This window comes from Pseudomonas sp. BB438, assembly GCF_057180225.1.
Map to the genome: position 1 here is coordinate 6,562,612 of NZ_CM170001.1, position 13,104 is coordinate 6,575,715.

The window sequence follows — 13,104 nt, forward strand, 5'->3', positions numbered from 1 at the left end:
GGGCAGAATCCGCCGCCATGGAAGCATGTACTCACTCTCAACGCCCGCCCTCGGTCAGCGCCAGTCTGACCCAGGCGGTCCTGCTCGCTGCCGAGCGCCTCGGTCTTGGCCGCGATAAGCTGCTGGCAGCCAGTGGCATTCAGGAATCCCAGCTCAGCGACCCGGATGCGCGCATCGACTTCACGCTGCAGGAGCGCGTCTGGCAGGTGATCCAGACTGACCTGCAACGCGACGAACCCGGCCTGGCCATGGGGCGCGCGCTGTCGCCGGCATCCTTCAGTGCACTGGGCTACCTGCTGCAGTCGAGTACCACGCTGGGCGATGCGCTCGAATCGGCCATGCGTTACCAGCGCCTGGTGGGCGAAGGCGGCCAGGTGGCCATCGAGGCGCAGGCCGAGATCATCTGGGTGACCTATCGCCCGCTGAACCCCGAACCACCGGCCACCCGCGCTCGCGCCCTGGCGCTGCTGGCGTTCTGGGCCCGCCAGTTGCGCGGTCTGCTCAGCAGTCTGCAGCTGGCCGGCTGCCGCTTCATGCACAGCCCGCCGGAAAGACTCGCGGACTACGAAAAAGCCTTCGACTGCCCCCTGCACTTCAACGCACCGGACTACGCCCTGGGCCTGCCCAGGGCACTGATCGACGCTGCGCTGCCACAAGCGAACCCGCCATTGCGGGACCTGCTGCGCCAGCACGCGGAAGGCCTGCTCGCCCGCCTGCCCAGCGCCAGCATCAGCGGCCGTGTGGTGGCCCTGCTTGGCGAACAACTGACCCGCGGTGAACCCGGGCGCGCCGCCGTGGCCGGTGAGCTGGGGCTGAGCGAGCGCACGCTGCAACGCCGGCTGGCGGAGGAAGGCAGCAGTTATCAACAGCTGCTGGCCGACACCCGCCGGCAACTGGCGGAGCGCTATCTGGGAGAAGGCAACCTGCCGGCCACGGACATTGCCGCCCTCCTCGGCTATTCCGAGCCCAGTGTCTTCTTCCGCGCCTTCCGCCACTGGACGGGCCTGACGCCAGGCGAGTTTCGCCAGCGGCGGCGTCAGCCCGGGCGCTGAACGGCGTCCGGAAGGCTGGCAGCAGACGTCGACTCACAGGCTTTTCAACAGACTTGTCTACAGGTTTTGCACAGCCTTTACATCAGCTGTGCGGACCCCGTGCGGCGAGATAGGCGAGGAAGGCCTCACGGCTGGAGTAACGCGGCTCGTAACCGAACTCTTCCTTCAATCGACGATTGTCCAGCACCGGCCGGTAGCGCAGGTAATCCACCTGCTCGGGGCCGAAGCGCGACAACCCGAGTGGCTTGAGCAGCCCCAGGCCCATGCGCATCAGGCTGGCGGGCATGGGGCGGTAGGGTTTGTTGAGCAGGCCGGCGATCTCGCGCAGGGACAGTGCACCATCGCCGGCGAGGTTGTAGATGCCCTCGCTGCCGCGCTCCAGGCCCTGGCGGATTACATTCACCACGTCCTGGTCCCAGATGAACACGAAGCGGCTGCGATGCCCCAGCACCCCCACCAGCGAGGCCCGTGCAAAGAGTTCGCTCAGGGGGTTATGCACACGTCGGCCCAGAATGGTGCCCGGTCGCAGGATCAACTGCTTGACCTGTGGATAACGTTCCCGCGCATTGGCCAGCAGTTGTTCGATCTCCTGCTTGCACCGGGCGTGCAGCAACTGGGGATGGCCACGCAGCGGATGGGATTCGTCGATCCACTCGGCATTGTCGCGATGAAATCCGTAGGCAGCCCCGGAGCTGGTGACGATGAGTTGTCGGACACCGTTCTCCCGCGCCGCCTCGAGCAGCGCTCGGGTGCCTCCGACTTCGATGGCGTGGCGCTTCTGCGGAGTCATCTCCCGTGGCGGATTCACCACCGCGGCCAGGTGCACGATCGCATCGGGCTTCCAGTGCTCCACGCAGGCCCGCGTATGGGCGGCGACACTCAGGTCCAGCATTACCGGCTCGATGTTCGGCCGCAGGCCCTGGGATTTGATCCGCTGCATATCGGCGGCAATGAGGGTCCAGTCCAGATGCTGGACGGCAAGCTCATTGAGCAGGCTCTGCCCGAGTGTTCCCGCGGCGCCGGTAACCAGGACACGCATGTAGCCTCCAGATCGCTCCGCGTGGAACGAACAACGGGTCCACCAGTGAGGTTAGATGATCTGAGCGTAGTGTCGCGGTGCGGCAGCGGCAGTGGCCATCCAAGCCAGCGGCCTGACCGAAGATGCCACCCGACAAAGGTTGAACGCGGTGGGTTAGCGCGGGTCAATCCGCTATCCTCACGGCTTTGCGTCCAGGCACACCGCTCATGCGTTGGTTGTTCGTCCCCCTGTTGGCCTTCCTGTTCAGCACCTGTTCCCATGCCGACCAGCGACAGACGGTCGAGGCCTATCAGCTGGAGAACGGCATGGGCGTGCTGTTCAAGCCCACCCATGAGAAGGGCCACGTGTCGATCCGGCTGATCGTCGGTGTCGGCTTCAGCGATTTCAGCTGCCGCGACCGCCAGCTTCCCCACCTCATGGAACATCTGTTCTTCAGCGGTCTCGACGGCGGCGACGAGGCCGACCTGGAAGCGCGCATGCAGGCCCTGGGCGGCCAGTGGAACGCCTACACCAGCGAGGGCGACACCGCATTCGTCGTCGAATCTCCCGCCGCCACACAGCGCCAGGTGCTGGACCTGCTGCTGGAAATCATCACCCGCACCCAACTCGACCCGCGCAAGATCGACTCCGCCAAGCAAGTGCTGGTACGCGAGGATGGCGGCCACTACTCGCACCTGCAGCGCTGGCTGGACCACCAGAACGTCAGCCGCGCCGGCCAGGAGCAATTGGCCGTGGAACTGGGGCTGTCCTGCGCCGAACGCGCACCTGTGGATAACCTCACCCAGGCCCAGCTGGATCAGCTGCGCAAAGACTGGTACGTCCCCAGCAACATGACCCTGATCATCGTCGGCGACCTCGATCCACGCCTGCCGGTCTACCTGGGCCGCACCTACGGCGCCCTGGTCGACCACGACACTCCGGAACGTCGTGACCTGCCGCAAATGAAGAAATCCGCCGAGCACCAGCGCAACCTGACCACCGGGTTGTTCGGTGAAAACGCGGTGCTGCACTGGATATTCCCGGAACCCGAAGAGGCCGATGGGGCCACGCTGGACCTGTTGCAGGCGTATCTGAACGATGCGCTCTATACCGAGTTGCGGGTGCGCCGCGAGCTGTCCTACGGCCCCTGGAGCGAGCGCACAGCCTGGGCCAACCAGGGCTTCACGAGCCTTAACGCGGACGTCGAACGTGATCAGCAGGCGGTGACCCAGAAGGCCCTGCAGGAATTGCTCGACAAGATCCGCCACGACGGCCTCGACCCACAGCGCTTCGCCCGTATCCAGCGCGTGGCGCGGGCGCAGCTGGCCTGGAGTACTCCGGGTAACGCGACGCTGGCGGACTACTACTGGGGGGCGCTGGCGGACTTCGACGACGGCAAGTTCCCGGACGAGGACAAGCGACTGGCGAAGGTCAGCCTCGCGCACGCCAACGACGTAGCGAAGCAGCTGTTCAAGGGAGAGGGGTATCTGCGCATAGAGAAGCCCCTGCTGGACGACGACATGGTCTATCCACTGGCAGCGCTGGGTGCCCTGATGCTGGCGGCACTGCTGGGGCTGGCGCTGTGGCGCCGACGGGGCTGAATCCCCGTCGGAACGCCTTCAGGCTTCAGAGTGCCAGGCGGCGGATGACCTGGCAGGAATCGTCCGGGTCGACCTGGGCGCGGAAGCCCAGCTCGCGGGCCATGTCGCGCATGTCACGGTCCATGGACGAGTCGATCGAGTACATCTGGTGGAAGCCGTTGCGCTTGGCCACGTCGATCAGGTGGCGCATCAGTGCAAGACCGAGTCCCAGCTGCTTGAACTCGTCGGCAACGGTCACCGCGCATTCGCACTGCTGGTTATCCACAGCCGCGTAACGGCTGATACCGACTTCTCGCAGTTCGCCATCCACATGGGTCAGGGCGATGAACGCCATGGTGGTCTGGTAATCCACATCCATCAGGCGATCGAGCAGCTTGTCGTCGATCTTCACTTCGCCGTGGAAGCGGAACTTGCGGGTCATGGGGGACAGGCGCTCGAGGAACAGGCGCTCGCGCTCACGATCTTCCGAGCGCAACGGGCGGATCAGCACGTGGCTGCCATCGTCGAGGGTTTCTATCCAGTGATCGGCGCCAACAGCCCCGAGGGCTGCGAGCTCGGCTGTGGTGTGGGTGATCATGACGCGTTCTCCGCTGGCGAAGAGGGATGGGGATGACCTTATCCTTCTCCCGCCGGTGCCGGGCGAGCCTGACATAGGTCAATGCCGCCCGGAACCGTGCTGGGGCAGAACGTCGCAGCCCGCCTCAGGCGCTGGCGGACAGCGATCCGCCGCGCACGCGAGCGCCCTTGCGGAACAGCACCAGGGTAGCGAGCAAACCGAGAGCCGCCGCGCCGCTGAGCCAGATACCCGGTGCGGCCTTGTTGTCCAGGGTGTGGATAAGCCAGGTGCAGACCGCCGGAGTAAATCCACCGAAGGTCGCCGTCGCCAGGCTGTAGGCCAGGGAGAAGCCGGTGGTGCGCACATCGGCCGGCATGATCTCGGTGAGCGCGACGACCATCGCGCCGTTGTAGCTGCCATAAAGGAACGACAGCCACAGCTCCACTTCCAGCAGACGGGCGAAGCTCGGTTCCGCCACCAGCCAGGACAGCATCGGGTAGGCGGTGATCAGCGCCAGCACGGTTGCAGCCAGCAGCAGCGGCTTGCGCCCGATACGGTCGGACAGGGCGCCCATCACCGGCAGCCAGATGAAGTTGGACAGGCCCACGCCCATGGTCACCAGCAGGCTGTCGAAGTCCGACAGGTGCAACTCGTTCTTGCCGAAGGTCGGGGTGTAGGCGGTGATCAGGTAGAAGGACACGGTGGTCATCACCACCAGGGCGGTGCCGGCCAGTACCAGGCCGAAGTTCTGGCCGATGGAGCGCAGCACCTGGCCCAGGCTCGGACGATGCTTGCGCTGCTGGAACTCGGGGGTTTCCTCCAGCGAACGGCGGATGATGAACAGCGCCGGGACGATCAGGCAGCCGATGAAGAACGGCACGCGCCAGCCCCATTCGCCCATGTCCTGCGGGCTCAGCCAGTGGTTGAGGATCACACCCAGCAGACCGGCGAAGACCACCGCCACCTGCTGGCTGGCGGACTGCCAGCTGACGAAGAAGCCGCGCTTGCCGGGGGTCGCGATCTCCGCGAGGTACACCGAGACACCGCCCAGCTCCACGCCAGCGGAGAAGCCCTGCAACAGACGGCCCAGCAGCACCAGCAGCGGCGCCGCGACACCCAGGGTGCCATAGCCCGGCACGAAGGCGATCAGCAGCGTGCCCATGGCCATCAGGCCGAGGGTGATGATCAGGCCCTGGCGACGGCCGTGACGGTCGATGTAGGCGCCGAGGAAGATGGCACCCAGCGGGCGCATCAGGAAGCCGGCGCCGAAGGTCGCCAGCGAGAGCATCAGGGAGGCGAAGGGGTCGTCGCCGGGGAAGAAGGTCTTGGCAATGGCGGTAGCGTAGAAGCCATACACCATGAAGTCGTACATCTCGAGGAAGTTGCCACTCACCACGCGGAAGACGGATTTGGCTTTGGAATTGTTCGAGGCCATGGGGACATCACTCTGGCTGACACACGGGGAGATTTCCCGAAGGAAACCGACCGCCACCGTTTCGCCGCAGGCAAGCATAGGACGGTAGGCGTATTTGTAACCCTATGTGTAAAAGCCATCTCCAGACAATCTGAAATTGCCTGAAAGGCCCGAATTTGCTGGGTTTGAAAGCTTGGTGAAAGCTTCGCGACAGCCTGTCGGAAAGTCAGGCGCCGCAAGGCTATCTATGGCAGGTAGCTAGGTCCGGGGCCGCCACTACTCAGGCAAAGAACCAGTAGCAGACGCCGATGGATGCGAGCACGCCGGCCAGGTCCGCCAGCAGCGCACAGCCGACGGCGTGACGGGCGCGCTGGATGCCGACGGCACCGAAATACACGGCGAGCACATAGAACGTAGTCTCGGTGCTGCCCTGGACAGTGGCAGCCACCAGAGCCGGGAAGCTGTCCACACCATGGGATTGCATGGTCTCCAGCAACATCGCCCGCGCGGCGCTGCCGGAGAACGGCTTGACCAACGCGGTGGGCAACGCATCGACGAAGCGCGTGTCCCAGCCGGCGCCTTCGACCACCCAGCGAATGCCATCCAGCGCCATCTCCAGCGCCCCGGATGCGCGCAGCACGCCCACGGCGCAGAGCATCGCCACCAGGTAGGGCAGCAGGCTCTTGGCGACGTCGAAGCCCTCCTTCGCGCCTTCGACGAAGGTTTCGTACACCGGCACCTTCTTCAGCCAGCCGACGACCAGGAACAGCATGATGATGCCGAACAGCGTGAGGTTGCCCAGCAGCGAGGACAGTTGCGCCAGTGCGGCCGCGGACAACCCCGCCAGCAGCGCCATGAACGCGCCCAGCGCCAGCGCACCGGGAATCAGGTAGGCCAGCACGACAGGGTCCCACAGCCGCAGGCGCTGCATCAGCGAGACGCTGAGCAGGCCCACCAGCGTGGACGCGCTGGTGGCCAGCAGGATCGGCAGGAACACCAGGGTCGGGTCCGCGGCGCCCTGCTGGGCGCGGTACATGAAGATGGTTACCGGCAGCAGGGTGAGCGACGAGGCATTGAGCACCAGGAAGAGGATCTGCGCGTTGCTCGCGGTGGTGCTGCTGGGGTTGAGCTCCTGCAGCGCCTTCATGGCCTTCAGGCCGATGGGGGTGGCGGCGTTGTCCAGGCCCAGGCCGTTGGCGGCGAAGTTCAGGGTGATCAGGCCGATAGCGGGATGGCCGGCGGGCACTTCGGGCATCAGGCGACGGAACAGCGGGCCCAGCAGCACGGCTAGCTTTTCCACCAGACCGGCCTTCTCGGCGATGCGCAGAAAGCCCAGCCACAGGGTCAGGGTGCCGAACAGCAGCACCATGACTTCCACCGACAGCTTGGCCATCGCGAACAGGCTTTCCACCATGGCGGCGAACACGGTGGCCTCGCCCCCCAGCAGCCAGCGGGAAAGCGCGGTAATCGCCCCGACGATGAAAAAGCCCAGCCACAGGCCATTGAGCATGCGATGTCCCCCTTGGAATGGCCGCGATGATAGCGGCACGGGCGCCTCCGACGCCAGAAACGACAAGGCCCCGGACAGTGCCGGGGCCTTGTGGATAACCTGCTGCGATCAGTGCGCAGCGCGGCTCTGCGTGTCGTCGGGGCTTTCCCCTTCGAGGAAGGCTTCGACACGACCGTTACGCATGGCTTCCCAGTAGCGGGCGCCCTTCTGCGCGTCGTACACGCCTTCCCACTTGGCAATCACCAGGACCGCCAGGGCGTTGCCGATCACGTTCAGCGCGGTGCGCGCCATGTCCATGATGCGGTCGACGCCAGCGATGAAGGCCAGGCCTTCCAGTGGAATGCCCACGCTGCCCAGGGTCGCCAGCAGGACCACGAAAGAAACGCCCGGGACGCCGGCGATGCCCTTGGAGGTAACCATCAGGGTCAGCACCAGCATCAACTGCTGGCCGATGGAGAGGTCGATGCCATAGAGCTGGGCGATGAAGATCGCCGCGATGCTCTGGTACAGGGTCGAACCATCGAGGTTGAACGAATAGCCCGTAGGTACCACGAAGCTGCTCACGGCCTTGGGTGCGCCATAGGCTTCCATCTTCTCGATGATGCGCGGCAGCACGGTCTCGGAGCTGGCGGTGGAGTAAGCCAGGACCAGCTCATCCTTGAAGATGCGCATCAGCTTGAGGATGGAGAAGCCGAACAGGCGTGCGGCCAGGCCCAGCACCATGAACGCGAAGAACGCGATGGCGAAGTACACCAGCACCACCAGCTTGGCCAGCGGCAGCAGCGAGGCGAAACCGAAGTTGGCGACCGTTACGGCGATCAGGGCGAACACGCCGATGGGGGCATAGCGCATGATCATGTGGGTGACGCGGAACATCGCTTCGGCCACGCCCTGGAACATCTTCACCAGCGGTTCGCGGGTCGGCGCCGGCAGCGACGACAGGCCCAGCCCGAACATCACCGAGAAGAAGATGATCGGCAGCATTTCGCCACGGGCCATGGCCGCGAAGATGTTCGATGGGATCAGGTTGAGGATGGTCTCGATGAACGCGTGGTGGTGCTCGACTTCCTTGGCAGTCTGCGCGTACTGGGAGATATCCACAGTACCCAAGGTGCTCATGTCGATGCCGGCGCCGGGCTGGAAGATGTTCGCCAGCAGCAGCCCGACCACGATGGCGACCGTGGTGATGATCTCGAAGTAGACGATGGTCTTCAGACCGATGCGTCCGAGCTTCTTCGCATCACCCATGCCGGCGATGCCGACGATGAGTGAGGAAATGACGATCGGTACGACGATCATCTTGATCAGGCGAATGAAGATGTCGCCCGCCGGCTGGAGGATATTGCTGATCCACCAGGCCTTTTCCGCGCTGAAGTGGTTGAGCGCGGCGCCCAGTGCAATTCCGAGTACCAGGCCGATGAGGATCTGCCAGGCGAGGCTGAGCTTGGCTTTGCCCATAGTGAGTCACCCTTGATTCTTGTGGAAGTCGGGGTCGCCGAGCCATCGGGATGCCGACGGCCAGCGAAAAAAGGGGCGCATGATTCCGACCCACCCTTCCTCCGTCTAATGCCGGAAACGCCTACCCCATGCACAATCGGCATAGGAAAAGGCATCTGAAACCTTGGTTCCAGGTCGTTATACCCTTGCTTTTCTGCCTGACATAAGTTCGTCAACGCCTGTCACGCAGCGCTCTTCAAAGCCGTCTAGGCTTGGTGAAAAATCGGCCGTCTATGGCCTCGATCGAGCGAGTGGAAAGACTAGGACGCGATGGCCGCAGCTTTCTCTTACCGGATGTACGGTCGCGCAGAGGGGACCGTCAGGGATGGCCGGGGGCGAGCAAAGGGCCCTTCGGCGGCAAGGCTGGCAGGAACGCGGGCGCAGTGGATAAGTGCCTGATTCCGCTCTTCATTGTTGCAATTAATGCTTCCCCCGCCGGCCGACTGAATCGTCCGACGGGGATCGGCGGGTGATTGTAAGACGTTTCCACAACACCCCGAATTGACTGACAGCAATTAAGTTCGTCCGGCTTCGAGCGAGCGTGCGGCTAACCTGCCGCCACCGCGACAGCCGGATCAGCGATGGGTTGTTCAATGTGGTTAAAGCACAACGCGGTGACACTCTGAATAAGGACGCTCTATGACGCGACGCTACGTAGTACCCACTCTGCTAATCGCTGGCGCCCTGGCGCTGGCCGGCTGCTCCAGCCAGAAACCGGACGCCTCGCAGTACTCGGGCTTCCTCGGCGACTACTCGCAACTCAAGCCCGCGACGTCCCCCAGTGGCCAGCCGGTGCTGCGCTGGGTCGATCCGAACCTCAAGCTGCAGAACTACAGCTCGGTACTGGTGGAACGGCCGGTCTATTACCCGCCGCCCAAGCCAAACGAGAACATCGATCAGAAGACTCTGAACGAAATCCCCGACTACCTGAAAAAGCAGGTCGAATTGCAGCTGGGCAGCCGCTACCGCATTGTCCAACAGGCTGATCGCGACACCCTGGTGCTGCGCACCGCGATCACCGGCGTGAACATCTCCACTGAAGGCCTGAAAGCCTACGAAGTGATCCCGATCGCCCTGGTAGTGGCCGCGACGACCACCGCCATGGGCACCCGTGACCAGGACACCGAGGTCTACGTGGAATTCGAGGCACTGGATGGTGCGACCAGCAAACCGGTCGCCAAGGTCGTGCGCAAGGGTGCGGGCAAGACGCTGGAGAACACCAGTACCCACCTGAGCCTCATGGATCTGAAACCGGTGCTTGATGGCTGGGCGCGCGACGCAGCCAACTTCAAGCCCTGAGCCGCTGCCGCCTGACCTTCAGGACATGAAATGAAGCGCTCCGGAACCGGCGCGAGAATCCCGCGCCGGTTCCGGAGGCTTTGCCTGGCCCGGCCCGCTGATGCGGAGGTACCCCCTGTACCCCTGGGTCATTCAGGACCTGACGCATCCCGAATATCCCGGCCCCCTGGCCGTGCGTACGCCTTCTGGGTACGCGAATATCTCAAGCGTTTGCCGGTACCGAGCGATCAGTACCAGTTCGGATCACTCTTGAGCTGGTCATCGAGGATCCGTTTCACCGAATCGTCCGGCTCGCCCAACCAGCGGAAACTGGCGTGCTTGCTCGGCGACTTGTCCGCCGGAAGGTTCTCGGGAACCTGCACGTACAGCGCGAAGGCCTTGGCCTTGTTCCAGGTGAAGGCGACATACAAGCGGTGGGCAGCGCAGTTGTGCGACTCGCACAACTGGCCGACCAGGTACTTGTCACCCTGCTCGTCCACCGCCTGCATCGGCGCCGCAGTGCCACTCAGGTTCATCACCCAGTCCGGCAGGCGGCTTTCATCCTTGATCACCGATTGCCAGGTGTCCCGGTACTGCGGATCGCTGGCGATCAGCTCGTTCAAGCGGTACTGCGCATCCTTGTCCGCCTCGGCGGCCAGGGCGTGAGCCCCGGCACCGAGCAGCAGAGCCGACAGCAGCAGGTTGCGGGTAAAGCTCATCACTACGCTCCTTGTTCAATTCCAACCGATCCCTCGGACGTCACCCCCGGCGACGGCCCATGACGAAGGACACGATGAACAGCACCAGGAAGATCACGAACAGGATCTTGGCGATACTGGTGGCAGCGCCGGCGATACCACCGAAGCCCAGGACCGCGGCGATGATGGCGATGATCAGGAATGTCAGTGCCCAGCTAAGCATGGGGTCTCTCCTCTTTTCGTTGTCGGTTCGGCACCACTCTCGGGTACCTGCTCCGGAGTCATCGCAAGGCAACCTCCGGAAGGGGTGTCCGCCCGGGCGCTTCCGGGCACTACGGACGTATCCGGCGGACCGACGGCCCGCCACGGATTCGGCATAAACTCTGTTCAGAACACCCAGCCGCCCTGCGGACGAGCCATCGGCTGCACCTGAGCCTGGGTCTGCGCCTGCGGAACGGTCAGCGCCTGGGACTGATCACGGGCAGGAGCAGCCTGCGGATAACGCGACGCTTCGCGATACAGGCCGGGGGCGCTGGAAGCGCTCGGAACGTAGGCAACCGGGGCATTACCAGCCTGGGCCTGGGAGATCTGTATCTGCAGCTGCACCTGGTTGATCAGCAACAGCAGGAGGGCACCGGCGAAGAAGATCCGGCTCCACACATCGGTACGCGCGAGTTGCACTGGGCTGTTGGTTTCGCTGTTCATCCCGTTCTCCTGCCCGTCGCCGATCTGTCTGTCGAACCGTGAGACCGTTTCCTTGGGTCCTTCGGGTTCTTGTCGCCGCGGGTGGTGTTGTTGACTGTCTTGCAGTAGGAATTGCACGCCGCATGCCAGTCTGAATAATCCTATTTTTCCCTTATATTTCAGTCACTTATATTTAGTACCAACGTCCATTTCTACCGCATCCTGCACGATGGACCGGGATGGGTCGTGCGTTTTGCAATCCCGGCGTCAGGCACTTCCCTGTGCCCGTGTGAACTACATCACTTCAGCGAATGCTTGAGCTGGCTCATCTGGTCATGGCACGCCCGCACCTTGGGCAGCTCGGCGCGCAGCAACGCCTGGGTTTCCGGCGTACCGTTCTGCAGGGCGTCCTCGAATGCATGGAGAATGCGATCCTCGGTCTCTTCCAACTGGGCGACATAGGTGGCGCTTTCATCGCTGGCCAGGGTCGCGCGGGTATCGGCGTAGACCTGGCGCAACTTGCCCAGCAGGGTGCCGCCCGTGGCAGGGTCCTCGTGATTGGCGGCGACCTTGCCGGCCAGGGCGTTGATCACGTCGGTCTTGGCCTGGGCCATGGATTGGAACAACCGCTGCAGCCGGGCGTCCTTCACTTCCTGGATGGCGTGCTGGTAGAAGCGCTGGCCGTCACGGGTAATCTCGATGAGTTCATTGAGCTGACTGGTCGTGCGGGTCATGACAGTTCTCCTGGAAAGAATGGGTGGAAAAGTCAGGCAGCCTGGCCGGCCACCTTCAGCGCGGTGGCGTCCACCTCTCGCACACCGCGGGTCTTGCGAGCGGAATCGATCAATTGCTGGCGCTCGTCGGCGCTGGGCACCTGGCCACTCAAGGTCACCACGCCATCGCGGGTGGACACGCCGATGGAGAGCCCTTGCAGCGCATGGGCGGACAGAATTCCGGCCTTGATCTGGCTGGTGATCCAGGCGTCACCGACAGCAGCCTGGGCATCGCCGACGGATTTCTCGAAGCTCTGGGTAGAGGCGGCATCCGGGTCGACCTTCAGGCGGTTATCCACCGCCGTGACGCCTTCGGTCTGGGCAGCCAGGTGCGCGGCTTGCTGGCTGGCCTCTTCGCTGGCCACGATGCCCTCCAGCGTGACGGCGCCCGCTTTACTGCTGACCTTGATGTCCAATCCTTCGCCGCGTTTTTCCAGCAGCAGCTTGGATTTCACCCTGGCCGCCAACGTGGCATCGTCCCAACGCTGCACCATGCCATCGTCCTTGGCGGTGCCAGGCTGTGGCGCATCAGCCAGCGAAACGTCCACACCCAACTGGTTATCCACAGCGCTGATGCCTTCGACGCTGCCGGCAATCTGCCCCGCCAAGGCCTTCTGTTCTTCACTGGCCACGGCGCCGGTCAACTGGACGCGGCCGTTTTCCACATCGACCTTGATCGCGTAGGGCTTGAGTTCGCGGTTGAGATTGATGGCCGTCCAGATCGAACCTTCCTGGCGCGCTTCGGCCAACTGTGCAGTCAGCCCGGTCTCCGCGGCCTGGCTGGCGAGTGGCTGCAAGGCGAGCAGCGTGGAACCCAGGGCGAGGGCAAGGATCTTCGGGTTTGGCATGGCGGTCTCCGTCAAACGATGGTGCTGCATTGGATTCGCAAGTGCCGTGCCAGTGCGTTTTGTGGATAAAATCCTTTTAATTCAATGTGTTGAACGGGCTGTGTATAACCCTGACTGTGCACCCTGCCCGAAGGACCCGAAAGATTCTTGCAACTTGCACGAAAAACCCTGGACT

The 13,104-nt window shown here is 63.7% G+C and carries 13 protein-coding genes; 3 read left to right on the forward strand and 10 right to left on the reverse strand.

Annotated features, from left to right (window positions below):
• The first annotated feature begins 17 nt into the window (after positions 1-17).
• Positions 18-1,052 (forward strand): AraC family transcriptional regulator, encoded by a 1,035-nt coding sequence (locus AC1ZV1_RS30110; protein WP_484294947.1) that lies wholly within the window; start codon positions 18-20, stop codon positions 1,050-1,052.
• An 82-nt stretch (positions 1,053-1,134) separates the two neighbouring features.
• On the opposite strand, the gene AC1ZV1_RS30115 is transcribed toward AC1ZV1_RS30110, so the two are convergent.
• A complete protein-coding gene (locus AC1ZV1_RS30115; protein WP_484294948.1) occupies positions 1,135-2,091 on the reverse strand; it encodes an NAD-dependent epimerase/dehydratase family protein in 957 nt (318 codons plus the stop codon).
• 206 nt (positions 2,092-2,297) lie between these two features.
• Here AC1ZV1_RS30115 and AC1ZV1_RS30120 point away from each other — a divergent pair, with 206 nt between their 5' ends.
• Positions 2,298-3,671 (forward strand): M16 family metallopeptidase, encoded by a 1,374-nt coding sequence (locus AC1ZV1_RS30120; protein WP_484294949.1) that lies wholly within the window; start codon positions 2,298-2,300, stop codon positions 3,669-3,671.
• A gap of 25 nt (positions 3,672-3,696) precedes the next feature.
• Here the strand turns inward: AC1ZV1_RS30120 and AC1ZV1_RS30125 are convergent, their stop codons facing one another.
• The 4 genes from AC1ZV1_RS30125 to gltP all read right to left on the reverse strand — a co-directional run bounded on the left by AC1ZV1_RS30125 (position 3,697) and on the right by gltP (position 8,609).
• Positions 3,697-4,248: an N-acetyltransferase family protein gene (locus AC1ZV1_RS30125; protein WP_484294950.1), complete on the reverse strand. Its 552-nt coding sequence runs from the start codon at positions 4,246-4,248 to the stop codon at positions 3,697-3,699.
• Positions 4,249-4,372: 124 nt separating this feature from the next.
• Entirely contained in the window at positions 4,373-5,662 is a 1,290-nt protein-coding gene (gene tcuC, locus AC1ZV1_RS30130) for a tricarballylate/proton symporter TcuC (RefSeq protein WP_484294951.1), read from the reverse strand.
• A 259-nt stretch (positions 5,663-5,921) separates the two neighbouring features.
• On the reverse strand, positions 5,922-7,151 hold the full coding sequence (locus AC1ZV1_RS30135; RefSeq protein ID WP_484294952.1) for a nucleoside recognition domain-containing protein: 1,230 nt from the start codon (positions 7,149-7,151) through the stop codon (positions 5,922-5,924).
• Positions 7,152-7,259: 108 nt separating this feature from the next.
• Positions 7,260-8,609 carry a glutamate/aspartate:proton symporter GltP gene (gene gltP / locus AC1ZV1_RS30140; RefSeq protein ID WP_484294953.1) on the reverse strand — a complete coding sequence of 450 codons (1,350 nt, stop codon included), beginning with the start codon at positions 8,607-8,609 and terminating at the stop codon, positions 7,260-7,262.
• A gap of 678 nt (positions 8,610-9,287) precedes the next feature.
• Between gltP and AC1ZV1_RS30145 the strand changes: the two genes are divergently transcribed.
• The gene (locus AC1ZV1_RS30145; RefSeq protein WP_484294954.1) at positions 9,288-9,947 is read left to right on the forward strand and encodes a DUF3313 domain-containing protein; all 660 of its coding nucleotides are present in this window, start codon (positions 9,288-9,290) and stop codon (positions 9,945-9,947) included.
• A gap of 227 nt (positions 9,948-10,174) precedes the next feature.
• Here the strand turns inward: AC1ZV1_RS30145 and AC1ZV1_RS30150 are convergent, their stop codons facing one another.
• From AC1ZV1_RS30150 to AC1ZV1_RS30170, 5 genes are all read right to left on the reverse strand, one after another.
• Entirely contained in the window at positions 10,175-10,645 is a 471-nt protein-coding gene (locus tag AC1ZV1_RS30150) for an inhibitor of vertebrate lysozyme family protein (protein WP_484294955.1), read from the reverse strand.
• 40 nt (positions 10,646-10,685) lie between these two features.
• Positions 10,686-10,847, reverse strand: a complete 162-nt coding sequence (locus AC1ZV1_RS30155) for a DUF1328 domain-containing protein (protein WP_081519001.1) — start codon at positions 10,845-10,847, stop codon at positions 10,686-10,688.
• A 164-nt stretch (positions 10,848-11,011) separates the two neighbouring features.
• Positions 11,012-11,329, reverse strand: coding sequence for a hypothetical protein (locus tag AC1ZV1_RS30160; protein WP_484294956.1), 318 nt, complete (start codon positions 11,327-11,329; stop codon positions 11,012-11,014).
• A 278-nt stretch (positions 11,330-11,607) separates the two neighbouring features.
• A complete protein-coding gene (locus AC1ZV1_RS30165) occupies positions 11,608-12,042 on the reverse strand; it encodes a ferritin-like domain-containing protein (protein WP_484294957.1) in 435 nt (144 codons plus the stop codon).
• 32 nt (positions 12,043-12,074) lie between these two features.
• On the reverse strand, positions 12,075-12,929 hold the full coding sequence (locus AC1ZV1_RS30170; RefSeq protein WP_484294958.1) for a BON domain-containing protein: 855 nt from the start codon (positions 12,927-12,929) through the stop codon (positions 12,075-12,077).
• Positions 12,930-13,104: the final 175 nt, after the last annotated feature.